Origin of the sequence: Bradyrhizobium arachidis (genome assembly GCF_024758505.1) — a bacterium.
GTDB lineage: Bacteria > Pseudomonadota > Alphaproteobacteria > Rhizobiales > Xanthobacteraceae > Bradyrhizobium > Bradyrhizobium manausense_C.
Genome location: NZ_CP077970.1, coordinates 4,777,722 through 4,801,758, shown reverse-complemented (window position 1 = coordinate 4,801,758; position 24,037 = coordinate 4,777,722). Strand labels below are relative to the sequence as shown.

23 protein-coding genes and 1 pseudogene are annotated in these 24,037 nt (G+C 64.2%); 13 read left to right on the top strand and 11 right to left on the bottom strand.

Annotation, left to right across the window (positions count from 1 at the left end; genetic code table 11):
- The first annotated feature begins 24 nt into the window (after window positions 1–24).
- Genes KUF59_RS22175 through KUF59_RS22145 form a run of 7 tightly spaced genes read left to right on the top strand, consistent with a single transcriptional unit; the run spans window position 25 to window position 5,644 of the window.
- Window positions 25–1,053 carry an amidohydrolase family protein gene (locus KUF59_RS22175; protein ID WP_212461075.1) on the top strand — a complete coding sequence of 343 codons (1,029 nt, stop codon included), beginning with the start codon at window positions 25–27 and terminating at the stop codon, window positions 1,051–1,053.
- Window positions 1,054–1,067: 14 nt separating this feature from the next.
- The gene (gene ligK / locus KUF59_RS22170) at window positions 1,068–1,763 is read left to right on the top strand and encodes a 4-carboxy-4-hydroxy-2-oxoadipate aldolase/oxaloacetate decarboxylase (protein WP_212461074.1); all 696 of its coding nucleotides are present in this window, start codon (window positions 1,068–1,070) and stop codon (window positions 1,761–1,763) included.
- A gap of 9 nt (window positions 1,764–1,772) precedes the next feature.
- On the top strand, window positions 1,773–2,462 hold the full coding sequence (locus KUF59_RS22165; RefSeq protein ID WP_212461073.1) for a substrate-binding domain-containing protein: 690 nt from the start codon (window positions 1,773–1,775) through the stop codon (window positions 2,460–2,462).
- Window positions 2,463–2,502: 40 nt separating this feature from the next.
- Window positions 2,503–3,435, top strand: a complete 933-nt coding sequence (locus tag KUF59_RS22160; RefSeq protein ID WP_212461072.1) for an amidohydrolase family protein — start codon at window positions 2,503–2,505, stop codon at window positions 3,433–3,435.
- Between the two features lie 16 nt (window positions 3,436–3,451).
- Window positions 3,452–3,841, top strand: a complete 390-nt coding sequence (ligA, locus tag KUF59_RS22155) for a protocatechuate 4,5-dioxygenase subunit alpha (protein WP_212461071.1) — start codon at window positions 3,452–3,454, stop codon at window positions 3,839–3,841.
- Window positions 3,841–4,683: a class III extradiol dioxygenase subunit beta gene (locus KUF59_RS22150; RefSeq protein WP_212461070.1), complete on the top strand. Its 843-nt coding sequence runs from the start codon at window positions 3,841–3,843 to the stop codon at window positions 4,681–4,683. Before ligA ends, KUF59_RS22150 begins: the two co-directional genes overlap by 1 nt.
- A 1-nt stretch (window position 4,684) precedes the next feature.
- Entirely contained in the window at window positions 4,685–5,644 is a 960-nt protein-coding gene (locus KUF59_RS22145) for a Gfo/Idh/MocA family oxidoreductase (protein WP_258767170.1), read from the top strand.
- A 2-nt stretch (window positions 5,645–5,646) separates the two neighbouring features.
- Here the strand turns inward: KUF59_RS22145 and KUF59_RS22140 are convergent, their stop codons facing one another.
- Entirely contained in the window at window positions 5,647–6,615 is a 969-nt protein-coding gene (locus KUF59_RS22140; protein WP_212461068.1) for a LysR family transcriptional regulator, read from the bottom strand.
- A 121-nt stretch (window positions 6,616–6,736) separates the two neighbouring features.
- Between KUF59_RS22140 and KUF59_RS22135 the strand changes: the two genes are divergently transcribed.
- Window positions 6,737–7,090 carry a protocatechuate 4,5-dioxygenase subunit alpha gene (locus tag KUF59_RS22135; protein ID WP_212461067.1) on the top strand — a complete coding sequence of 118 codons (354 nt, stop codon included), beginning with the start codon at window positions 6,737–6,739 and terminating at the stop codon, window positions 7,088–7,090.
- Window positions 7,091–7,092: 2 nt separating this feature from the next.
- Window positions 7,093–7,932: a class III extradiol dioxygenase family protein gene (locus KUF59_RS22130; protein ID WP_212461066.1), complete on the top strand. Its 840-nt coding sequence runs from the start codon at window positions 7,093–7,095 to the stop codon at window positions 7,930–7,932.
- Window positions 7,933–8,031: 99 nt separating this feature from the next.
- Here the strand turns inward: KUF59_RS22130 and KUF59_RS22125 are convergent, their stop codons facing one another.
- From KUF59_RS22125 to KUF59_RS22100, 6 genes are all read right to left on the bottom strand, one after another.
- On the bottom strand, window positions 8,032–8,184 hold the full coding sequence (locus KUF59_RS22125) for a hypothetical protein (protein ID WP_212461065.1): 153 nt from the start codon (window positions 8,182–8,184) through the stop codon (window positions 8,032–8,034).
- A 186-nt stretch (window positions 8,185–8,370) separates the two neighbouring features.
- On the bottom strand, window positions 8,371–9,981 hold the full coding sequence (locus KUF59_RS22120; RefSeq protein WP_212461064.1) for a sulfite reductase subunit alpha: 1,611 nt from the start codon (window positions 9,979–9,981) through the stop codon (window positions 8,371–8,373).
- Complete coding sequence (locus tag KUF59_RS22115; RefSeq protein ID WP_212461063.1) at window positions 9,978–11,768, bottom strand: NirA family protein; 1,791 nt, start codon at window positions 11,766–11,768, stop codon at window positions 9,978–9,980. Before KUF59_RS22115 ends, KUF59_RS22120 begins: the two co-directional genes overlap by 4 nt.
- 442 nt (window positions 11,769–12,210) lie before the next feature.
- Entirely contained in the window at window positions 12,211–13,383 is a 1,173-nt protein-coding gene (locus tag KUF59_RS22110) for a CmpA/NrtA family ABC transporter substrate-binding protein (RefSeq protein WP_212461062.1), read from the bottom strand.
- On the bottom strand, window positions 13,380–13,970 hold the full coding sequence (locus KUF59_RS22105) for an ANTAR domain-containing response regulator (protein ID WP_212461061.1): 591 nt from the start codon (window positions 13,968–13,970) through the stop codon (window positions 13,380–13,382). The genes KUF59_RS22110 and KUF59_RS22105 overlap by 4 nt, the downstream gene beginning before the upstream one ends.
- A 236-nt stretch (window positions 13,971–14,206) precedes the next feature.
- The gene (locus tag KUF59_RS22100; RefSeq protein WP_212461060.1) at window positions 14,207–14,770 is read right to left on the bottom strand and encodes a hypothetical protein; all 564 of its coding nucleotides are present in this window, start codon (window positions 14,768–14,770) and stop codon (window positions 14,207–14,209) included.
- Between the two features lie 277 nt (window positions 14,771–15,047).
- Between KUF59_RS22100 and rimO the strand changes: the two genes are divergently transcribed.
- Window positions 15,048–16,367, top strand: a complete 1,320-nt coding sequence (gene rimO / locus KUF59_RS22095; protein WP_212461059.1) for a 30S ribosomal protein S12 methylthiotransferase RimO — start codon at window positions 15,048–15,050, stop codon at window positions 16,365–16,367.
- 4 nt (window positions 16,368–16,371) lie between these two features.
- On the opposite strand, the gene KUF59_RS22090 is transcribed toward rimO, so the two are convergent.
- Window positions 16,372–17,331: a hypothetical protein gene (locus tag KUF59_RS22090; RefSeq protein WP_212461058.1), complete on the bottom strand. Its 960-nt coding sequence runs from the start codon at window positions 17,329–17,331 to the stop codon at window positions 16,372–16,374.
- Window positions 17,332–17,458: 127 nt separating this feature from the next.
- Between KUF59_RS22090 and KUF59_RS22085 the strand changes: the two genes are divergently transcribed.
- Window positions 17,459–18,622 (top strand): tetratricopeptide repeat protein, encoded by a 1,164-nt coding sequence (locus tag KUF59_RS22085; protein ID WP_212461057.1) that lies wholly within the window; start codon window positions 17,459–17,461, stop codon window positions 18,620–18,622.
- A gap of 246 nt (window positions 18,623–18,868) precedes the next feature.
- The gene (locus KUF59_RS22080) at window positions 18,869–20,065 is read left to right on the top strand and encodes an acetylornithine transaminase (RefSeq protein WP_212461056.1); all 1,197 of its coding nucleotides are present in this window, start codon (window positions 18,869–18,871) and stop codon (window positions 20,063–20,065) included.
- A 120-nt stretch (window positions 20,066–20,185) separates the two neighbouring features.
- On the opposite strand, the gene KUF59_RS22075 is transcribed toward KUF59_RS22080, so the two are convergent.
- The 3 genes and pseudogenes from KUF59_RS22075 to pcsA form a co-directional block, all read right to left on the bottom strand.
- Window positions 20,186–21,160, bottom strand: coding sequence for a quinone oxidoreductase family protein (locus KUF59_RS22075; protein WP_212461055.1), 975 nt, complete (start codon window positions 21,158–21,160; stop codon window positions 20,186–20,188).
- Between the two features lie 105 nt (window positions 21,161–21,265).
- Window positions 21,266–21,991, bottom strand: a complete 726-nt coding sequence (locus tag KUF59_RS22070) for a TerC family protein (RefSeq protein WP_212461054.1) — start codon at window positions 21,989–21,991, stop codon at window positions 21,266–21,268.
- A pseudogene (pcsA, locus tag KUF59_RS22065) lies at window positions 21,988–22,796 on the bottom strand (phosphatidylcholine synthase). Before pcsA ends, KUF59_RS22070 begins: the two are co-directional and overlap by 4 nt.
- A 50-nt stretch (window positions 22,797–22,846) precedes the next feature.
- Here pcsA and KUF59_RS22060 point away from each other — a divergent pair.
- Window positions 22,847–24,031 (top strand): UbiH/UbiF family hydroxylase, encoded by a 1,185-nt coding sequence (locus KUF59_RS22060; RefSeq protein ID WP_212461052.1) that lies wholly within the window; start codon window positions 22,847–22,849, stop codon window positions 24,029–24,031.
- Window positions 24,032–24,037 lie beyond the last annotated feature (6 nt).

The following is a 24,037-nucleotide window of genomic DNA, read 5'->3' as shown; positions in this document are numbered from 1 at the left end:
ATCAAATATTGAAGGAGAGGTCACGTGATCATCGACGTCCACGGCCATTACACGACCGCACCCAAGGCCCTCGAAGAGTGGCGCAACCGCCAGATCGCCGGCATCAAGGATCCCTCGGTCAAGCCGAAGCCGAGCGAGCTGAAGATCTCTGACGACGAGCTGCGCGACTCCATCGTCAACAACCAGCTCAAGCTGATGAAGGAACGCGGCAGCGACCTCACCGTCTTCTCGCCGCGCGCGAGCTTCATGGCCCATCACATCGGCGACTTCGAGGTGTCCTCGACCTGGGCCGCGATTTGCAACGAGCTCTGCTTCCGCGTCAGCAAGCTGTTCCCGGACAACTTCATGGGCGTGGCGATGCTGCCGCAGTCGCCTGGCGTCGATCCCAAGACCTGCATTCCCGAGATCGAGAAGTGCATCAAGGAGTACGGATTCGTCGGCATCAACCTCAATCCGGACCCGTCCGGCGGGCACTGGACCTCGCCGCCGCTCTCGGACCGGCACTGGTACCCGATCTACGAGAAGATGGTCGAGCTCGACATCCCCGCGATGATCCACGTGTCGACGAGCTGCAACGCCTGCTTCCATACCACCGGCTCACATTATCTGAACGCCGACACCACGGCCTTCATGCAGTGCCTGACCTCCGACCTGTTCAAGGATTTTCCAAAACTGCGCTTCCTGATCCCGCATGGCGGCGGCGCCGTGCCCTATCACTGGGGCCGCTTCCGCGGGCTGGCGCAGGAGATGAAGAAGCCCCTGCTCAAGGACCACCTCCTCAACAACATCTTCTTCGACACCTGCGTCTATCACCAGCCCGGCATCGACCTGCTCACCAAGGTGATCCCGGTCGAGAACGTGCTGTTCGCCAGTGAGATGATCGGCGCGGTGCGCGGCATCGATCCCGAGACCGGCTTCTACTACGACGACACCAAGCGCTACATCGAAGGCGCCACGACGCTCTCCGCAGAGGATCGCTACAAGATCTATGAAGGCAACGCTCGGCGCGTGTTCCCGCGCCTTGACGCCGCGCTGAAGGCACAAGGAAAGTAACAAGGGAAAGTAACATGAGCGCTCAGATGAACGATCTCGGAATTGTCCGGCGCAACATCGCGCGGGCCGACAAGGCCGCCGTCGAAAAGCTTTCTCGCTTCGGTGTAGCGACCATCCACGAGGCGATGGGCCGTGTCGGGCTGATGCAGCCCTACATGCGGCCGATCTATCCGGGCGCGCAGATCTGCGGCACCGCCGTCACAGTGCTGCTGCAGCCCGGCGACAACTGGATGCTGCATGTCGCCGCCGAGCAGATCCAGCCCGGCGACGTCGTGGTCGCGGCCTGCACGGTCGAGAACACCGACGGCTTCTTCGGCGACTTGCTCGCAACCTCCTTCCGCGCCCGCGGCGCCAAGGGTCTAATCATCGACGGCGGCGTCCGTGACGTCATGGATCTGACCGAGATGAAGTTCCCGGTGTTTTCTCGCGCGATCAGCGCGCGGGGCACGGTGAAGGCCACGCTCGGCTCAGTGAACATCCCGGTGATCTGCGCTGGCGCCCGCGTCAATCCGGGCGACGTGATCGTCGCCGACATGGACGGCATCGTCGTCGTTCCCGCCGCTGTCGCCCAGCAGGCGGCTGATGCGGCCGAAGCGCGCGAGAACAACGAGGCCGACAAGCGCGAAAAGCTCGCGAACGGCGTACTCGGGCTCGACATGTACAAGATGCGCGAGCCGCTGGCGAAAGCCGGGCTGAAATATATCGACTGAGAGCTGACAATGGCCGCACGCGTAACCGGCATCTCCTCGATGGCGACCCGTCAGATCCTGGCGGAGCTGACCGGCGCCTATGAGAAGAAGACGGGACATTCGGTTGCGATCGAATCCGTCGGCGGCGTCGATGCGGCCAAGCGCGTGCGCGCCGGCGAGCCGTTCGACATCGTCGTGCTCGCCGACGACGCGATGAAGCAGCTCGAGGCGGACGGCTTCCTGAAGGCAGGCAGCCGCGTCGGGTTTGCCAGATCGGCCATGGCGGTCGCGATCCGCGCAAGGGCCGAGCGTCCGGACCTGTCCAGCGAAGCTTCGCTCAAGACCGCCGTGCTGGCGGCACGCTCGATCGGCTACTCCACGGGGCCGAGCGGCAACCACGTCCTCAATCTGCTCAAGAAATGGAACATCGATCAGGCCGTCGCCGAGCGGCTGGTCAAGGCGCCGCCCGGCATCCCAGTCGGCACGCTGGTGGCGCGCGGCGAGGCCGAGCTCGGCTTTCAGCAATTGAGCGAGTTTTTGGACGTGCCGGGAATCGAAATCGCGGGTCCCCTGCCCCCGGAAGTCCAGTCGGTCACGCTGTTTGCCTGCGCGGTGTGCGCGAAGGCTGCGAACGAGGCCGGCGCGCGGGAGCTGATTAGTTATCTGGCGTCGGCCGAGGCGGAAGCGCCTAAGCGGCGTCAGGGCATGGAGCCGGCGTGACCCGGCAGCAGGCTGTGCGAAACATTAGAAGGAAGCGTTGATGTCGAAACCTGTGACCGGGCCGTTCGAGAAAACCCCGGGTTGGCTTGACTGGTACACCGGGCCCTCGAAGCCGCGCTTTGAGGTGCCGGCGGGCGCGGTCGATGCGCACTGCCACGTGTTTGGCCCCGGCGGCGAATACCCTTACGCGCCGGAGCGCAAATATACCCCGTGCGATGCCTCGCGGCAGCAGCTCTACGCGCTGCGCGATCATCTCGGCTTTGCCCGCAACGTCGTGGTCCAGGCCACCTGCCACGGCGCCGACAACCGCGCCATGGTTGATGCGCTCGTCCATTCCGGCGGCAAGGCGCGTGGCGTTGCGACCGTCAAGCGCAGCGTCAGCGACGCCGAGCTCCAGGCGATGCACGCGGCCGGCGTCCGTGGCGTCCGCTTCAACTTCGTCAAGCGCCTCGTCGACTTCACGCCGAAGGACGAGCTGAACGAGATCGCAGCGCGGATCAGCAAGCTCGGCTGGCATGTGGTGATCTATTTCGAAGCCGTGGACCTGCCCGAGCTCTGGGATTTCTTCACGACCCTGCCGACAACGGTCGTGGTAGATCACATGGGCCGCCCGGACGTGTCCAAGCCGATCGACGGTCCGGAGTTCGAGCTGTTCCTGAAGTTCATGCGGGAACATCCCAACGTGTGGTCGAAGGTGAGCTGCCCGGAGCGGCTCTCGGTCGCAGGGCCGCCGGCGCTCAACGGCGAGCAGAATCCCTATAAAGACGTGATCCCGTTCGCCCGCCGTGTCGTCGAGACCTTCCCCGACCGCGTGCTCTGGGGTACCGATTGGCCGCATCCCAATCTGAAGGGCCATATGCCGGACGACGGCCTTCTGGTCGATTTCATCCCGCATATCGCCGTCACGCCCGAGCTGCAGCGCAAGCTCCTGGTCGACAATCCGATGCGGTTGTACTGGCCAGACGAATCCTGAAAGAGGAGATCATCCGATGTCACTCGACAAACCCTACAAGGACATTCCCGGCACGACCATCTTCGATGCCGACATGTCGCGCCAAGGCTACCACCTCAATCAGTTCTGCATGTCGCTGATGAAGGCGGAGAACCGCACGCGCTTCAAGGCGAACGAGCGCGCTTATCTGGACGAATGGCCGATGAGCGAGGAGCAGAAGCAGGCCGTGCTCGATCGCGACCTCAACCGCTGCATCGCGCTCGGCGGCAACATCTACTTCCTTGCCAAGATCGGCGCGACCGACGGCAAGAGCTTTCAGCAGATGGCCGGCAGCATGACCGGCATGACCGAAGAACAGTACCGCGAGATGATGGTGAAGGGCGGCCGATCCATCGAGGGTAATCGCTACACCGGGGAGAAGAAGTAATGGCCCACATCAGCGCAAGCGTCTACACCTCGCACATTCCGGCGGTGGGAGCGGCGATCGATCTCGGCAAGACCGGCGAGCCGTACTGGCAGCCGGTGTTCAAGGGCTACGACTTCTCCAAGCAATGGATGAAGGACAAGAAGCCCGACGTGATCTTCCTGGTCTATAACGACCACGCGACCGCGTTCAGCCTGGACCTGATCCCGACCTTCGCGATCGGCACGGCCGCCGAATACCAGCCGGCCGACGAAGGCTGGGGACCGCGGCCGGTGCCGAAGGTGATCGGCCATCCGCAGCTTGCCGCGCACATCGCGCAGTCGGTCATTCAGGACGATTTCGACCTCACCATCGTCAACAAGATGGACGTCGACCACGGCATGACCGTGCCGCTCAGCCTGATGTGCGGCCAGCCGCAGGCCTGGCCCTGCCCAATCGTCCCGTTCGCCGTCAACGTCGTGCAGTATCCGGTCCCCTCGGGGCGGCGCTGCTACATGCTCGGCAAGGCGATCCGCAAGGCGATCGAAACCTATGAGGAGCCGCTCAACGTGCATATCTGGGGCACCGGCGGCATGAGCCACCAGCTCCAGGGCCCGCGCGCCGGTCTCATCAACCGCGAATGGGACAACGCCTTCCTCGACCAGCTCATCAACGATCCCGACGCGCTGTCGAAGAAGCCCCATCTCGACTATGTGCGCGAAGCCGGCTCCGAGGGCATCGAGCTCGTGATGTGGCTGATCGCGCGCGGCGCCATGAGCGATGCCAAGCCGACGGTCGCTCACCGTTTCTACCATGTGCCGGCGAGCAACACGGCCGTCGGGCATCTGATCCTGGAGAACAACTGATATGGCCAACAAGACGATCAAGGTGGCGCTGGCCGGCGCCGGCGCGTTCGGCATCAAGCATCTCGACGGCATCAAGAACATCGATGGCGTCGAGGTGGTGTCGCTGGTCGGCCGCAGGCTCGAGCCGACCAAGGAGATCGCCGACAAATACGGCATCAAGCACGTCTCGACCGAACTCGCCGACAGCCTTGCGCTGAAGGAGGTCGATGCCGTCATCCTCTGCACCCCGACCCAGATGCATGCGGCGCAGGCGATCGACTGCATGAAGGCCGGCAAGCATGTGCAGGTCGAGATTCCGCTGGCGGATTCGCTGGCCGATGCGCAGGCGGTCGTGGACCTGCAGAAGAAGACCGGGCTGACCGCGATGTGCGGCCACACCCGCCGCTTCAATCCGAGCCATCAATGGGTGCGCAAGAAGATTGAGGCGGGTGAGTTCAACATCCAGCAGATGGACGTGCAGACCTACTTCTTCCGCCGCACCAATATGAACGCGCTGGGACAGCTGCGGAGCTGGACCGACCATCTGCTCTGGCATCACGCCGCCCACACCGTCGACCTGTTCGCCTACCAGGCGCGCTCGCCGATCGTGAAGGCAAATGCGGTGCAGGGGCCGATCCATCCCGCGCTCGGCATCGCCATGGACATGTCGATCCAGCTCAAGGCGGCTAACGGCGCGATCTGCACGCTGAGCCTATCCTTCAACAATGACGGGCCGCTCGGAACCTTCTTCCGCTACATTGGGGACACCGGCACCTATATCGCCCGCTACGACGACCTCGTGAACGGCAAGGAAGAGAAGATCGACGTCTCCAAGGTCGACGTCTCCATGAACGGCATCGAGCTCCAGGACCGCGAATTCTTCGCCGCGATCCAAGAGGGCCGCGAGCCGAATTCGAGCGTCGCGCAAGTGCTCCCCTGTTACCAGGTGCTGCACGACCTCGATCGGCAGCTCGCTGGTTAAGCCTATATCGCGTTCGACATCTGCGACGTATTGAGGCCCGGAAAGGCGCGATCCGCCTTTCCGGGCCTTGTCGCGAGCGCCGGCGCAATCACGATCTCGAGCTGCTGGCGCAGCCAGCGATGCATCGGATCGGCCTGGTGGCGCAGATGCCAGACCATGAACATCGGCATTTTCGGACATTCGAAGGGCACGGGCGCGACCGCAAAATCGCGCAGCATATGCGCGCGCAACAGCCCCGGCAGCGTCGCGACCATGGTGCTGCCGCGCAAAAACGGTCCGATACCGGCAAAGCCCGGCACCTGGGCGACGAAGCGCCGCCGCACGCCGCGCTCGGCCAGCACTTCGTCGATATCGAGCGGACGGTGCGGCTCGTGCAGCACGGTGACATGCTCGGCGGCGAGATAATCCTCGATCGTGACAGGCGCGTTGCGCTGGCTCGCATCGTAGAACACGCGGTAGGTGTCCTCAAACAGCCGCTTCTGGAGCACGTCCGAGGCATCGGGCGGCCGGGGCGTGATGGCGAGCTGGCAATGCTCGCCGCGCAGCAGCTCCGCCGTTGGTGCGCCTGACGGAATGACCCGCAGCGTCAGGCCCGGCGCCTGCGCGCGGACATAGCGCAGGAAGGACGGCAGCAGCAGGTCGCGCTGCAGGTCGTTGGCGGCGATCGTCACCAGCGCCGAGAGTTTTGCCGGCTCGAACTCGACCGCGCTCGAAAAACTGCGGAGCTCGTCGAGCAGCATTCGTGCCTGAACCGCAAGCGCCTGGGCGCGCACGGTCGGCACGATGCCCCTCCCCGACTTTACGAACAATGGATCGCCGACGATCGCGCGCAGCTTGTCGAGCAGATGGCTGACGGCGGACTGGGTGACGCCGAGGCGATGGGCGGCATGCGTGACCGAGCCCTCCTCGATGACAGCCAGCAGCAGCCGCAGCAGGTGGCCGTCGAGGTCCAAATGATCGAATTGGCTCATGAATGCGATCGGCTTCCCGGCGTTTATCTTGGCGCGCCATGCTGGATATTGCCTCCCTCGGCCGGCGCCGGACTTGATCTGGAACAAATCGCGCCGGTCCATCCAATTTAGGGAGAACGCCATGCCCAACGGCAAGTCGCGGCAGCCGGTGCCGGGTACCACCATCTTCGACGGCGAGCAGGCCCGCAAAGGCTATGCGCTGAACAAGATGTGCTACTCGTTCAACGACGCCGCCAACCGCAAGGCCTTCGTCGCCGACGAAGACGCCTATTGCGCCAAATTCGGCCTCAACCCGCAGCAGCGCGAGGCGATCCGCAGCCGCAACGTGCTGCAGCTTATTGAGGCTGGCGGCAACGCCTACTACCTCGCAAAGTTTGCCGGCATTTTCGGCCTCGACATGCAGGACATCGGGGCCCAGCAGACCGGCATGACCAAGGATCAGTTCAAGGCAAAACTCCAGGCGGCAGCGAGGTAATCATGGCCAAGATCGTCGGCGCAATCACCACCTCGCATGTCCCCTCCATCGGCGGCGCGATCGCCAAGGGCCTGCAGCAGGATCCCTACTGGAAACCCTTCTTCGACGGCTTCCCGCCGGTGCGCGACTGGCTTGCCAAGGTCAGGCCCGATGTGGTCGTGCTCGTCTACAACGACCACGGGCTCAATTTCTTCCTCGACAAGATGCCAACCTTCGCGATCGGCGCGGCACGCGAATATCGCAACGCCGACGAAGGCTGGGGCATCCCCACCACGCAGCCGTTCCAGGGCGATCCGGAATTGTCGTGGCATCTCATCGAGCAGCTCGTCGCGGAAGAGTTCGATATCGTGAGTTGCCAGGAGATGACGGTCGACCATGCCTTCACGCTGCCGATGGCGCTGTGCTGGCCCGACCAGAAATGGCCGGTGCGTACCGTCCCCGTCGTGGTCAACACCGTGCAGGCGCCGCTACCCTCGGCCGCACGCTGCTACAAGCTCGGCAAGGCGCTGGCGCGCGCGATCGCGTCCTGGCCGAAGGACGAGCGCGTGGTGGTGATGGGCACCGGCGGGCTGTCGCACCAACTCGACGGCGAGCGCGCTGGCTTCATCAACAAGGAGTTCGATCTGCAGTTCATGGAGAGCATGGTCTCGAACCCGGCATGGGCGACCAAATACTCGACCCTCGAGCTGGTTGAGCTCTCGGGCACGCAAGGCGTCGAATTGCTGAATTGGGTGGTGGCGCGCGGCATGCTGCCGGAGAAGGTGCGCAAGCAGCATGCGAACTACCACATCCCGATCTCGAACACGGCGACCGGGATGATGCTGCTGGAGCCTGCGGCGTGAACCGCCGCAAGCATAGCGTTTTCGAGCGAAGTGATTGCCGGTTCGCGTAACGAAAACGCGTCAAAAAAACCGTTCCGATTCCGTCGGAACGGAATGGGCTTAGAAGGGCCGCACGGACAAGGTGCCGAATACGATCGCGGCGATCACCGCGAAGGCGCTGTAGAACGCAACGAGATGCAGGTTCGCCCCGGTTCGCCGGGAGAGCGAACGCGCATAAAGATGCAGTCTGGCTTCCGCCGATAGTTCGCGCATGGTCGATCTCCAACGCCCCATCGACGGGATATGAAGGATCAAGTGCGCACGCAGGCAAGACACCCGCAGAAATAGCGATGGGGGCGCTGTCCAGAACTCCCATCGCAGAGGAAAGTTTCTTCGGAAACCGGGTTCCGGGAATTTTATTCGCTCAATTTGGAACCGACTGGAACCTATTCCAAGGCTTTAATAAACGTCCGCCTGGAACCTGCCCTTTTTCTTGAGATCGGCCACGAAGGCGACCGCCTCGTCGGTCGAGCGCGCGCCGAACTGCGCCACGATATCGACCATGGCACGTTCGACGTCCTTGGCCATGCGCTTGGCATCGCCGCAGATGTAGATATGGGCGCCCTCGGCGAGCCAGGTCCAGAGCTCGCGGCCGAGCTCGCGCATGCGGTCCTGCACATAAAACTTCTTCTCTCCGTCACGCGACCAGGCCAGCGACAGACGGGTCAGGAGACCTGACGTCTTCAGGGCATTGAGCTCCTCGCGATAGAAGAAATCGCAGTCACTGCGCTGATGGCCGAAGAACAGCCAGTTCTTGCCGGGCGCGCCGGTCGCCTTGCGGTCGAGCAGGAAAGCGCGGAACGGCGCGACGCCGGTGCCCGGACCGATCATGATGACCGGCGTCTTCGGATCCTCAGGCAGGCCGAAGCCATGGGCCTTCTGCACGTAGACCTTCAGCTTCTCGCCTTCCGCGATGCGCTCGCCGAGGAAGGTCGAGGCCACGCCGAGGCGCTGCCGTTTGCCGATGACGTAGCGCACGGAATCGACGGTGAGCGACAGCTTGCCCGGCGTCGCATTGTGCGAGGACGAGATCGAGTAGAGCCTGGGCTGGAGCGGCTCCAGCGCCTCCACGAACGCTTCCGGATGCGGACGGATGCCATAGAATTTTTGCAGCGCCGCCATGACGTCGAGCGTCGCGGCATCGCCATCGGGATCCTCGCCCTGCGCCAGCGCCCGCGCCTTCTCGCGCTGCGCGCCGCCGGTGATGAACGAGATCAGCTCGAACAGCTTGTCGGGCGCCGGCGACAGCGACACGTCCTCGGTCAGCGCCTCGCGCAGCGTCTTGCCGTTGACCTTGGTGGTGTGGGAGGCACCTAACAGTGCGATGATCTGATCGACGAGGCCGAGGTCGTTGCGCGCGAACACGCCGAAGCTATCGCCGACGACATAGTCGAGTCCACTCTCGGAGAGGTCGAACTCGATGTGATAGGTCTCCTTTTCCGATCCCTGCTTGTTCAGAAGACGGCGCGACAGGAACGTGGCGTCCGCCGGGGTCTCGCGGGCGCGGCCCGGCTCGGTCTTCACGGCCGGCGCGGCAACTGCTGCGGGCGCAGCGGCACCTGCCGCCGGCTTGGCCGCGGGCGCCTTGTCTAGCTCCTCATAGAGCTGCTTCAACATCCGCGCGGTTTCCTTGCCGCCGGGCGCGCAGAGATTGAGCCGCGCCTCGCTCTTGTTGGCGATGGCGTCGGAATAGTCGGCGCAATTGTAGCCGCACTGGCCGCAATCCTGCTGCGCCATCGCCGCCATCATGCGGCGGCGGAGCGGCCGGCCCTCGGCGAGCTTCATGCGATCGGGCATCTCCATCGCCGGATCGTGCCATGGCGCTTCGCCGTCATCGCCGTCGCCGACTTCGGCGAGCATGGCGCCGTTCTGGGCCGGCGACAGCGGCGTCGAGCCGTCGAGGCCGAGCATGCCGACGAGAAATCCGTTCAGCCAGAGACGCTGGCCTTCGCTGAAGGGCGCGTTGGCCGGGATGATCTCGATCTTCGGTGGCAGCGTCATCTTGGTCATGCTGTGACTTCCGCTTCAGCGAGTTTGCGCAAGGCTTCGCCTTCGTGGCGACGGGAGAAGGCGAGGAAGGACTCTTCGGGCGAGGCGCGGTGGGCGAGATAGGCCTTGAGCAGCTTCTCGACGAACTGCGGCGCATCCTCGGCCTTCAGGTCGCGATAGACCTCCTGGCCGATGTTGGCGTCGGGACCAAAGCCGCCACCGGTGAAGAGGTGATAGCCCTCGACCGTGTCTTCCTCGGTCGCACCGGGCACCTTGGCCGCGATCAGGCCGATGTCGGAAATGTAGTGCTGGGCACAGGAGTGATGGCAGCCGGTCAGGTGGATGTTGAGTGGGGTGTCGACCGTCATCCGCGCATCGACCCAGTCGCCGATCGCGGCCGCATGGAGCTTGGTGTCGGACGCCGCGAACTTGCAGCCGGCATTGCCGGTGCAGGCGATCAAGCCGGCGCGGACGTTCGAGGCCGAGGTCGCAAGCCCAAGCTGCTCGATCGCAGCGGTCACCAGTGCCACGTTCTCGTCGCGCACGCCGGAGATCAGAAGGTTCTGCCAGACGGTCAGGCGGATGTCGCCGTCGCCGAAGTCCTGCGCGATCTTCGCGAGCCCTCGCATCTGCTCGCAGGTGAGCTTGCCGAGCGGCAGCGAAACGCCGATCCAGTTGAGACCGGCCTGCTTCTGCTTGTGCACGCCGATATGAGCGAGACGGTCGGACGCCGGCCGCGGCGCCAGCGCCTCTTCCGGCACGCGCGCAAAGGGCTTTGCGAGCCGCTCCTCAACCAGCTTGAGAAACCCATCGTGCCCCATCGCATCGAGCACGTATTTCAGCCGCGCCTTGTTGCGGTTGGTGCGATCGCCGTGATCGATGAAGACGCGCACGATGGCGTCAGCGACCCGGGTCGCATCCTCTGGCCGCACAACGATGCCGGAATATTTTGCAAAATCCCTGTGCCCCGTGATGCCGCCGAGGCCGAGGCGGAACCAGACGCCGGGCTCGACGCCAAAACCGTCCTTCACCTCGAACGCGGTGAAGGCGATGTCATTGGTCTCCTCGAGCGCTGCGATCTTGCCGGCGCCGTCGAAGGCGACGTTGAACTTGCGCGGCAGGCCGTAGAGCGAGCGGTCGTTGAGGATGTGATAGTGCCACTCGCGGGCGTAAGGCCGCGTGTCGATGAGCTCCTGCGGGTCGATGCCGGCCGTCGGCGTGCCCGTGACGTTGCGGATGTTGTCGGCGCCGGAGCCGCGCGAGCACAAGCCGATATCCTGCACGCCTTCGATCAACGCCACCGCGTTCTTCGGCTCGATCTCGCGGATCTGGAAGTTGGCACGCGTCGTAACGTGGGTGTAGCCGCCGCCGCAGGTCTCCGCGATGTCGGCGAGGCCCGACAACTGCCAGTGCTTCAATATGCCGTTGGGAATGCGCAGGCGCGCCATGTAGGAGGTCTGCGCCGGCGCCACCCAGAAGATGCCGTAATAGCGCCAGCGGAAATTGTCGGCCGGCGACGGCGCGGCGTTGTTGTGCGCCTGGTCCTTCAGCCGCTCATAGGCGTCGAAGGGATGCAGCTCACGCTTGAACTTCTCCTGGTCGACGAGCTTCTTGCCCGCCGCGGTGGTCTTGTCCTGCGCCTTGAGGTGGATGGCGTCGGGCCCCGTCGGCTCGGACGATGCAGTGGCAGGCCCGCCGGCGGCAAAGGCACGGCCGACCCGGCCGACCTGCATGCCGGACATGAACCCTTCGAGATAACGCTTCTGCTCGTCCGAGAAGTCTGCTGCGGGACTTGCTTCCATCTTCATGATCAGCACACCCGCAACGTGCTGGAGGTCGCCGCCCGTCGACGCGTGCGGCCCGTCTGGCGGACCGTCGAAGCCGCAGCGTGGGAGGGGTTTTGGTAATCCATTTCGAAGCTCCAGCTACCGCGCAGGGCGGCGACAACAGGTGAACGGACGTCGATCGCCGGGCGCCCGCGAAAATGGGTCCGATGCGATCCGATCAGCCTCGTTGCTGCGGAAAATCCATCATGGATGCGGCCACCGGCGTCCGCGCCAGCCTGCCTGTCCCTTCTCTATTCAAGGAGTGTGCCAACGCAGCATAGACGAATAAATCGTTTATGATCAGCGCGTTAGATTTGTGTGCAGCGCATGAAGTGGATCAAAATTCATGCCGCTTAGGGCAGCAACGGCCCAAAGATTGAGCTTCGAATCGGATTGCTCAGATTTTAGTCAGCCTCGCGGAGAGCTACCGGCCCCGGCGCGCCACCTCGAACGAGGCCAGATAGCCCGCGACATCGGCGGGATTGAAGGCCGGCCCGGTAAAGGCGCTGAAGGAGCCGCCGGCCGCCTGCCCGCTTTGGCCCGACCGCCCTACCGCCGCGTCGTAGAGATCGGGCCGGAACACGCCCATGGCGGTCTTCAGGGCCTCCGGGCTCAGCGCGGTCTGCCCCCAGCGGACCATCTGCGCATAGAGCCAGGCGGCCTGAACCGGATCGGGGCAGCCCGCCTCCTCGCGCCCGACCAGGAGGTAGCGGCCGCTTTCGCGCAGGGCGCCATCGGGTGAGATCTTCAGCCGCCCGTCGAGGGTGCGTTGGATCACCTCGGCATCGACGCCGATCCGCTCGGGCTGCGCCAGGATGCGCGCGGCCTCGGCCCGGTTCTCCGGCTGCTCGATGAATTCGGCGGCTTTCACCGCGGCACGGACGAGGGCCGCGACGGTCTCCGGATTCTTGTCTGCCCAGATCTGGCGCACCGCCAGCACCTTCTCCGCCGCACGAACGAGGATGTCGGAGACGAAGTGCAGGATGTGGCCGATGCCGAGATCGACGGCAACGGAGTTCCAGGGCGCGCCGACGCAGAACGCATCGACATGGCCGCTAGCGAGGCTGTCCACCATGTAGGGCGGCGGCAGCACGACCAGACGCACGTCCTCGTCGGGATCGACGCCGGCGGCCGCCATCCAGAACCGCAGTTGGTAATTGTGGGTCGAGAACGGGAAGGTCATGCCGAAGGTCAATGGCTCGGCCCCCGCCCGCTTCCGCTTGGTGACGACGCGCGCCAGTGCCTTGGCGGTGACCATCGGATCGAAACGATCGCCGCCTTCGATCTCCTCCATCAAAGCCGCATGGAGCGCCGGCGATACCGTAATCGCGTTACCGTTGATGCCGAGATTGAAGGGGGCTGCGATCGGCACCTTGACGTGGCCGAGCCCGAGCGAGGACGCGATCGCGACCGGGGCCAGCAGATGCGCAGCATCGAACAGGCCGATGTTGAGTTTGTCCCGCACATTGGACCAGGAGACCTCGCGCACCAGCGTGACGTCGAGCCCCTCGGCGCTCGTAAATCCCTTGTCGACGGCCACGATCAGGGCGGCGGCGTCCACCAGCGGGATGAAGCCGATGCGCAGCGGTCCAGTCATTTCAGCATCTCCGATGCGGTGATGATCGACTGCGCGATCTCGCCGATTTTCTTCTTTTCGCGCATCGCCGTGGAGCGCAGCAGCACGTAGGCCTCGTCCTCGTTGAGGCCCTTCATCTTCATCAGGATACCCTTGGCCCGCTCGATCACCTTGCGGTCCTCGAGCTGCGACTTGGTCCGCTCCAGTTCCTCCTGGAGTTTCGCGAAGGCGTTGAACCGGGACACGCAGAGGTCGAGGATCGGCTTGATCCGCTCCTTCTTCAACCCGTCCACGATGTAAGCGGACACCCCCGCCTCCACGGAAGCCTGGATCGAGGCGGAATCGCTCTGGTCGACGAACATCGCGATCGGACGGCGCACCGCGCGGCTGACCTGGAACATGGCTTCAAGCACGTCGCGGCTGGGGTTTTCGAGGTCGATCAGGATGATGTCGGGGTCGACCGAGTAGATGCGCGCCAAGAGGCTCTGCATCTCGCTGATATGCACGACCTGTGTGAAGCCGGCCTCGCGCAAGCCCTCCTCAAGGATTGCGGCCCGGACCGGGCTTTCGTCGACAATCACGATTTTAGGCGACTGTTCGGCGCTCATTGCTTCAACCCACCACCGCAAACGCATCCATAGCACGCTCGGCGCCCATGCAAAGGGTTGTAATTGTGAGCAATTGGGACTAGCTGCAAGCGGTCAATCAGGCAGATTTGCATATGAATGAGGCGGCTGCGCCCAAGGTCAGCTTCGTTTCGCTCGGATGCCCCTGAGACAACGAATGTAAACTTTCAAAGCCGCCTAGTCCCGCCCGACGGCAGTTGTCATCCGGGCTTACGCTCTCACGGAATCCTCGCGCCAGCGATCATTTTGTCGAGAAGTGGCACGGCGGCCAGCACCGCCATTTCGTTGAGGCCGGAGACCGCCAGCCGCACGACGTAGGAATTGCCGTCCTTGTCGAGATCGGCGTAATGCGCGATCACTTCAATCGGCTGGTCCTTCAGGGACGGATTGTCGTAGCGGTTGATAATGACCTTGGGGTTCACCGAGGGAAGCGTGGTGATCTTGGCATTCTTGCCGGATGTCGTCGCCCAATCCCTATCGCTCGTTGCGACCCATTGAACCAATTCGGTCCGATCCTTGTTGTAGCGGCCTTCGGCATAGATGATCACTTCGGCTTTGCCGAAACTCTTCCCGTTGGGCACGAACATCGAGGCGCCGTACTTGAGGCTCGCGGCCTCGTCCCTCGTCCACCCATCGGGTGCCTTCACGCGTGGCCTGAATTCCGGACACATTCGTTCTTGCCGATCGCAGACATGGATGATCTTGTCGACTTCAGCCCGCACCGGAAACATCGCGCCGCAGGCAGCGGTAACGAAAGCCATGCCGAAGATGAAGCGGCGCATCGCAGTTTAGCTCCGTGAAATCAAGCAAGGACGGAATAACGTCAAAAAACGTGCACATTGGAGTAATTCATCTCGGCTCCTCCACTCACACGATCGGAACCGGCTTCCCACATCAGGAGCCTGTCCATACCTCCCTTGCGACCGGCCGATCACGTCATGTGCGCGCGCGTGCTGCTTTAGCATCGCACCGCATAGGTTAGTTGTTGAATTTCGCCATCGGTTCAATTAGTTGGATCGCTAAATCCGGACAATTCAGATCTAGGCTCCAGGCGATACCATGGACAGAGCGCCCCGCATTTCATTCACATCACTCGGGTGTCCCAAGGCATTGGTCGACTCCGAGCGCATCATCACACGGCTGCGCGCCGAAGGCTACGAGCTTGCCCGCAAGCACGACGGGGCCGACATCGTCATCGTTAACACCTGTGGCTTCCTCGACAGCGCCAAGCAGGAATCGCTCTCGGCGATCGGCGACGCCATGGCCGAGAACGGCAAGGTGATCGTCACCGGCTGCATGGGCGCCGAGCCCGAGCAGATCGAGCAGGCCTATCCCGGCGTGCTCTCGATCACGGGCCCGCAGCAATATGAGTCGGTGCTGGACGCCGTGCACCGGGCGCTGCCGCCGGCGCACAATCCGCATCTCGACCTGGTGCCGCCGCAGGGCATCAAGCTGACGCCGCGCCACTATGCCTATTTGAAGATCTCAGAAGGCTGCAACAACCGCTGCAGCTTCTGCATCATCCCAAAACTGCGCGGCGACCTGGTGTCGCGGCCGGCCAATGACGTGCTACGCGAGGCCGAGCGCCTGGTCGGCGCCGGCGTCAAGGAGCTGCTGGTCATCTCGCAGGACACCTCGGCCTACGGCGTCGACGTGAAATATGCCGAGAGCCCGTGGAAGGACCGCCAGGTCCGCGCAAAATTCCTCGATCTGGCGAAGGAGCTCGGCGAGTTCGGGGCCTGGGTCCGCCTGCAATATGTCTACCCCTACCCGCATGTCGACGAGGTCATCGCACTCATGACCGAGGGTAAGGTGCTGCCCTATCTCGACATCCCGTTCCAGCATGCGAGCCCCGAGGTGCTGAAGGCCATGAAGCGGCCGGCGGCGCAGGACAAGACGCTGGCGCGGATCAAGCGCTGGCGCGAGGAGTGCCCGGATCTGGCACTACGCTCGACCTTCATCGTCGGCTTTCCCGGCGAGACCGATTCAGATTTTGCCTATCTGCTGGACTGGCTGGACGAGGCCGAGATCGATCGCGTCGGTTGCTTCAAATACGAGCCGGTCGCCGGCGCCACGTCGAACGCGCTTCCTGGCGCCGTGCCCGATGAGGTGAAGCAGGAGCGTTACAATGCGCTGATGGCGCGGCAGCAGAAGATCTCTGCGCGCCGGCTCAAGCGCAAGGTCGGCACCCGCCAGCAGATCATCATCGACGAGGTCGGCCCGACCGTTGCAAAAGGCCGCTCCAAAGCCGACGCGCCGGAGATCGACGGCGCCGTCTATCTCTCAAGCCGGCGTCCCCTGCGGGTCGGCGAGATCGTCACCGCAAAGATCGAACGCGCCGACGCTTACGACCTGCACGGCAGCGTCGCGGGGTTCTGAGTTTTCATCCAGCTTGTGCCGACGCCAGCCACGCCGGCACCCATTGCTCCGGTCGCGGCGCGCGGGCGAGATCGGCCCGCGCTTCGGACAGCTCCGCCGGCGCCTCGCCGATCATGGGACGGGTGTCGTAGTCGAAGCTCGGCACGACGCGGCCGTCGGCGTAGAGCCCGAACGCCATCGAGTACCAGAGTCCGAGATGCGGCTGGGCGCGGCGCATGTCGTCGCGCAACTCGCGCAGCAGCGGCTCGATCTTGCCGGCCTCCTCGACCGGCTGCCGGCCGCGGCGAAGCACGCGCGCCTGAAACTGGCTGCCTACGATCGCGATTTCGAAATGCGTCTTGTCCCAGGGGTTCTTGCCCTTGGGCAGATGCGCGGCCAGCCGCCAACCGAGCTCGGCCATCATCGGATGGTTTGACCAGTAGTCCTCGCGGTCGCGGCACCATTTTTCCATCCAGCGGCGGAAGTCGGGCGCTTCGGGCACGCTCTGCATCAAGGCTTCGAGATCGTCCGTGCCGAGGCGGATCTTCAGCCAATTCGCCAATTCGTCGGTCGCGTCGTCTGCGTCCTCGTGCGGCAGAAAATCACTCCAGACGTCCTCGAACCTCTGCAACGCGATCTTGGCAAGCAGGCCCGCGATCGACGGTGCGAGAATGTCGTACTGCCCTTCTGAACCCAGCACCACGACCGGCGCATCGGTCTGATCGGGGCCGGCGCCGTACCAGACGCCGACTTCAGACCCTTCAGGCAACCGCATGAACAGTGCGAACTTGTCGCGCAGCGGGCTACCGTCGACGATCGGCGCGCCGTCGGCAAATTGTCCCATGAGGCCGTAGCAGCCGACGCTGCCCCAGGGACGCCCCTCGAGCCAGCCGGCAAAGCCGAGCAGCAGCGGCGGCACCTCGGTGCCCGGCGGAAACGCCCTGCGAATGCTGTCGATATCGATGTGATAGGGTTGATCGGACACTGGCGCCCCTGCCGAAAATTCTCTCGTGTCTTGGTCGCGCAACGGGCCTTGCCGGTTCGAACCGATCCACGCCTCGACGGTACAAACACGCGAGGCCGACAACGGTTCGGCGCGAGGCGCGCAAGCAATGCATACCTATCTCAGGGCCCGCGGACGCCTGAACGCTTTGGCTATCGTCTTCGGACTGCTCACCTTCCCTCTGCTCAGCACCAGCCTGCCGGCGCAGACGTCGCCCTCCCAGGCGCGCGACTGGTGTTTTGCCGCGAGAGGGGTGACCGAGGATCAGCGCATCGCGGGCTGCACGGCCGTGCTGCAGTCGAACCCGTCGCGGAGTTCCACCCAGCTCGCCCTCACCAATCGCGGCGAAGCCTGGCGGCGCAAGGGCAATCTTCAACGCGCCATCGACGACCTCAGCCGCGCGTTGGACCTCAATCCGAAGGACGCATTGGCCTGGTACAACCGCGGCATCGCCTATGACGATCTCGGCGACCGCGACCATGCCATCGCCGACTACGACCGTGCCATCCGGCTCGATCCCACTGATGCGCAGTACTTCAACAACCGCGGCAATTCCTACATCGGCAAGAACGATTACGAGCGCGCGATGGCCGATTACAGCCAGGCCATCAGGCTCGACCCGAAATTCGCGCTCGCCTATTACAACCGTGGCACCGCCTATCGCGAGCACAAAGATGCCGATCGCGCGCTCGCCGATTTCGACGCCTCGATCAAGCTCGACCCCACCTATGGCCCCGCCTACGGCAACCGCGCGCGTGTCTACCGCGACAAGGGCGATCGGACGCGCGCCTTCGCCGATTTCGCAAAGTCGATCGCGCTCAACCCGAACAATGATCGCGACGCCTATGCCCGCGCCAACATGTATTTCGACGAGCGTGACTACGTCCGCGCGCTGGAGGATTACGATCGCTCGATCAAGGCCAATCCGAGCTATGCCGGCGTCTTCAACTCCCGCTGCATGACGCGCGCGATCCTCGGCCAGCTCGAGGGCGCGCTGGCCGATTGCGAGCAGTCGCTGAAGATGGAGCCCAACGATCCCGACACGCTCGACAGCCGCGCGCTGTGCCATCTCAAGCTCGGCAATCTCGATGCGGCTCTTGGCGACTATGACGCAGCGCTCGCGACCAAGCCGAAGCTCGAAAGCGCCCTCTACGGCCGCGGGCTCGCCAAGCGGAAGAAGGGCGATACGGCCGGCGCGGAGAGCGACATGGCCGCCGCCAAAGCCATCAAGCCCGACATCGCAGACGATTTTGCCCGCTACGGCGTCAAGTAGCGAGCCGAAAGCTCCCGCTTGACAAGCCCCGGCATTCGGCTGTATGGCCGCGCCCCATGATGTTCACTCGGACCCACCGCCGCGCAGCTTTCCGTCGTCGCACCCGCGACGATGATGGGTTGCGCCATGTCCGACGCCAGCGCTGATTAACTCGCTCAGCCAGGTTTTCGAGAAGGCCGCACCCGCAAAGTGCGGCCTTCTTGCTTTTCGCGCGCCTTTTTCACCCGCCCCCATGAGGAGTCTGACATGACCAACGCTACCCATCCGTATGCCGCGCTGATGGACATCACCGCGCGGCCCAAGGCCGTGTTCGTCCGCGGTGCGGGCTCCTACCTCTGGGACGACAGCCGCAAGCGCTATCTCGACTTCGTGCAGGGCTGGGCAGTGAACTGCCTCGGCCATTCGCCGCCGGCCGTCGCCGACGCGCTCGCAGCACAAGCCAAGCGGCTGCTGACGCCGAGCCCTGCCTTCTACAACGGCCCGAGCCTCAAGCTGGCGCAGTCCCTGGTCGAGAAGAGCTGCTTCGACCAGGTGTTCTTTGCCAACTCAGGCGCCGAGGCCAATGAGGGCGCGATCAAGCTCGCGCGCAAATACGGGAGCCTGCACAAGGGCGGCGCGTTCGAGATCATCACGTTCGCCGGCGGCTTTCACGGCCGCACGCTCGCGACCATGTCGGCGTCGGGCAAGAAAGCCTTCGAGCCGCTGTTCGAGCCGAAGGTTTCGGGCTTCAAGAAGGCTGTGTTGAACGACATCGCTTCCGTCGAGAAGCTGATCACCGACAACACGGTCGCCGTGATGCTGGAGCCGATCCAGGGTGAATCCGGTGTGTGGCCGGCGACAGATCAATTCCTGCAAGAACTGCGCGCGCTCACCGAGGCGCACGGCTTGCTCCTGATCTTCGACGAAATCCAGACCGGCATGGGCCGGACCGGAAAGCTTTTCCACTATGAGCATGCCGCCATCGCGCCCGACCTCATGACGCTCGGCAAGGGCATCGGCGGCGGCGTGCCGCTCGCGGCTCTGCTGGCGACCGAGAAGGCCGCCTGTTTCGAGCATGGCGACCAGGGCGGCACGTTCAACGGCAATCCGATCATGTGTGCCGCGGGGGATGCCGTGCTCGATGAGGTGAGCAAGCCGGACTTTTTGAAGAACGTCGCCGATACCGGCCTGTTGCTTGAGAGCGAGTTGCAGAAGGTCTCGGCGCGGCACGGGCTCGGCGAAGTGCGCGGCCGCGGCCTTCTGCTCGCGCTCGACCTCAAGCTACCGATCGCGCAGGCGATCGTCGCCCAGGCGTTCGAGGCCGGCGTGCTGCTCAACGCGCCGCAGCCCGACGCGCTGCGCTTCATGCCCGCGCTCAACGTCACGCGGGTGGAGATCGGCGAGATGGTCGATTGCCTGGACGCGATCTTGACCAAGGCAGGTGCTGCGAGACTCGTGGCGTGATCGCCCTGCACTCTACGTCATGGCCGGGCTTGTCCCGGCCATCCACGCCTTGAGGCATGGCACAAAGAACGTGGATGCCCGGGACAAGCCCGGGCATGACGACTTCGGTCAGATGAGTCTCTACGGCTTCAAAATCGACGCGCCCGTGGTGTTGCGGCTTTCGAGATCGATATGGGCCTTCGCGGCGTCCTTCAGCGCGTAGGCGTGGTTGATCGGCACGTGCAGCTTACCGCTGATGACGGCGGCAAACAGCGTATCGGCCCCTTCGAGCAGCTCCGAGCGCTTGCCGATATAGTCGTTGAGCTTTGGCCGCGTCGCGAACAGCGAGCCGTGATTGTTGAGCTCGGAAATCGCAAACGGCGGTACCGGGCCCGACGCGTTGCCGAAGGAGACGAACATGCCGCGCGGCTTCAGGCACGACAGCGAGCCCGGGAACGTCGCCTTGCCGACGCCGTCATAGACGACGTCACAGCCCTCGTTGCGGCTGATCTGCTTGACGCGCGCGACAAAATCTTCCTCGTTGTAGAGGATCACGTGATCGCAGCCATTGGCCTCCGCGAGCTCCGCCTTGGCGCGCGAGCCGACGGTACCGATCACATGGGCGCCCAGCGCCCGCGCCCATTGGCAGGCCAGCAAGCCGATGCCGCCGGCGGCCGCGTGAACCAGCACGCGGTGATGCGGCTCGACCTTGAAGGTCTTGTGCAGGAGATACCAGACCGTCAGACCCTTGAGCATCAGCACCGCGCCCTGCTCGTAGGTGATGTGGTCGGGCAGCTTGACCAGCTTCTCCCAGGGAATGTTGCGCTCGCCGGTATACGCGCCGAGATTGTGATAATAGGCGACGCGGTCGCCGGGGTGGAAATGCGTGACGCCCGGCCCGACCGCGACGACCTCACCGGCGGCCTCGTTGCCGGCGATGAACGGAAACCCTGGCGCCTTGTAGAGGCCGGTACGGAAATAGACGTCGATGAAGTTCAGCCCGACCGCGTGCTGGCGGATGCGGACCTCGCCGGGGCCAGGCTCGGGCACGTCGACGCTCTCATAGACGAGGGCCTCCGGACCCCCGACCTTGTGCACGCGGACGGCTTTGGTCATCACCTGACCTCCTCGTTCGTCTTGCCCTCGTCCTTCCTGCCGACAAACGAAGGCCATCGCGCCTTGCTTGTCAACTCGACCTAGGATGGAACGCGCTGGGCCGAACTATCTGGCCGCCTTCCTCCGATTGCGCCTTGCCAGCACGTTGAAGAACTCGACCGCCGCCGAGAACGCAATTGCGAAGTAGATGTAGCCGCGCGGAATGTGAAACTTGAATCCATCTGCAACCAGCGCGACGCCGATCAGCACCAGAAATGCAAGCGCCAGCATCTTGGTGGTCGGATGTGCGGCGACGAATCGCGAGACCGGTCCCGATGAAATGTACATCACCAGACAGGCGATCACGACAGCGGCGATCATGATCTCCAGATCCTGCGCCATGCCGATGGCGGTGATGATCGAGTCGAGCGAGAACACCATGTCGATGACGATGATCTGGAGGATCGCCCAGAAGAATGCGCTCTGGGCCGAGCCGCCTTCGCCCTCGCCTTCGTCGGCCTCGACCTCACCATGGATTTCGTGGGTCGCCTTCGCGATCAGGAACAGGCCGCCGCCGATGAGAATGATGTCGCGCCAGGAATATTCATTGCTCTTGAACGTGAAGACGGGTTCGGTCAGACCGATCAGCCAGACCAATGCACTAAGGAGCGCGATGCGGAACACCAGCGCGAGCGCAAGCCCGATCTGGCGGGCGCGGTTGGCCTGCTTCTCCGGAATGCGCGAGACGATGACGGAAATGAAGATGACGTTGTCGATGCCTAGGACGATCTCGAGCGACGTCAGGGTCAACAGAGCGGCCCAGGCTTCGGGGCTGGTGATGAGTTGCATCATGCGAAGGATCTTGCCAGCCTGATCACGGCATCGCTGCCGACGACATAGAGTGCGATCGCGCAGAGCGCGATCTTCACGGCAATGCCGACCTGGAAGTCGAGCCTCAGCGTGTAGAGCGCAAGCACAGCCCAGACGACGATCAGCGACATCGTCAGCCAGCGCAGCCGCACCACCCGCACCGGGTGCAGCACGTGGAACGGCACGAATGTCAGCACTACCAAAGCGGCGATCAGCAGCGTCGACATCAGCGGCGGCCAGTGCAGCAGGAACAGATAGAATGCGGCGGCGTTCCACAGCGCCGGGAAGCCGCGGAAATGATTGTCGTCGGCCTTCATGCGCAGATCGGCGAAATAGAGCGCGCTGGTCACGACGATGGCCACGCCCAGGATGGGCGCTGCGACCGGCAGCAGCATGCCGCTGGCGACGATCGCATAGGCCGGCACGAACACATAGGTGACGAAATCGACGACGAGGTCGAGCACGTCGCCCGACCAGTTCGGCTGCACGGTCTTGACGTTCAGCCGGCGCGCGATGGGCCCGTCGATCCCATCGATGATGAGCGCGATGCCCAGCCATTGAAACATCGCCGCCCAGTGCTCACGCACCGCCTCCAGCATCGCAAGCAGCGCGATGGCGCCGCCGAACGCGGTGAAGACATGCACAGAAAAGGCCGCCGCGCGGATCGCGGGCCTGGGTTTGAGGGAGTCCTGCTGGGTATCCATGGCTTGCGCAGTGCTATCAGAACGAGACCGATTTGCACATAAGCGGTTGCGGCGTTCGGCCGCGCAATTTCCCTTAAAATCATGCAGAATGAGCGGGCTTGAAATTGCCGTGGAGCATGTCAATTGTGCGATCATGGCAGACGGATCGACACTTTATGACACGGCCGTGATCGGCGGCGGGCCTGCGGGCCTGACCGCTGCGATTGCGCTGGCACAGGCCGGGGCGCGCACCGCTTTGGTGGCGCGTCGCCTGCCCTATGCCGACAACCGCACGACGGCGCTGCTCGGCGGCTCCGTCGAGTTTTTGGACGGGCTCGGCGTCTGGCCGCACTGCAGGGACAAGGCGGCCGCACTGGAGGCCATGCGGCTCGTCGACGACACGGGCCGCCTGATCCGCGCGCCGGAGGTGCGGTTCTCCTGCCACGAGATCGGGCTCGACGCGTTCGGCTACAACATCGACAACCGCTCGCTGATGCTGGCGCTGGAGCAGCGTGCGGCGGAATTGCCCAATCTGACGCGCGTCGACGACGAGGCGGAAGGCGTCGTCACGGAAGCGGACGCTGTCGCGATCCGCACGGCCGCGGGGCAATTCGTCAGCGCGCGGCTCGTGGTCGGCGCCGACGGCCGCCATTCGCTGTGCCGCGAGGCGGTCGGGATCGCCGTGACGCGTCGCGAGCTCAAGCAGACGGCACTGACATTCAATGTCAGCCATTCACGGCCGCACCGGAATGTGTCGACCGAGTTCCACACGCCGCACGGTCCCTGCGTATTCGTGCCCCTGCCCGGCGACCGCTCCAGCATCGTGTGGGTCGCAGCACCTGCGGAGGCCGAGCGGCTGCGCGCGTTGACCGATGACGAACTCTCCGCGGCGGTCGAGAAGCAGTCGCATTCCATCCTCGGCCGCATGACCGTGGAACCGGGGCGCAATCTGTTTCCGCTGGGGATCGAACGTCCCGACGCTTTCGCGCGCGACCGCATCGCACTGATCGGCGAAGCCGCCCATGTGGTTCCTCCGATCGGCGCGCAGGGCCTCAATCTCGGTCTGCGCGACGCCGCCGATATCGCGCGCCTCGCCGGCGACGCGATCACGGCAGCGCAGGATCCCGGCACACCCGAGGTGTTGAGGCGCTACGACCGGGCGCGGCGGCCTGATATCGTGAGCCGCACCTTCGTGATCGACATGGCCAATCGCTCGCTGCTCAACGATTTCCTGCCGCTGCAGCCGGTGCGCGCGGTCGGGATGCACCTGCTCGGCGCGATCGGCCCGCTGCGGCGCCTCGCCATGCGCGAAGGGCTCGCACCGACCTGGCGGCGCTAAGACTTG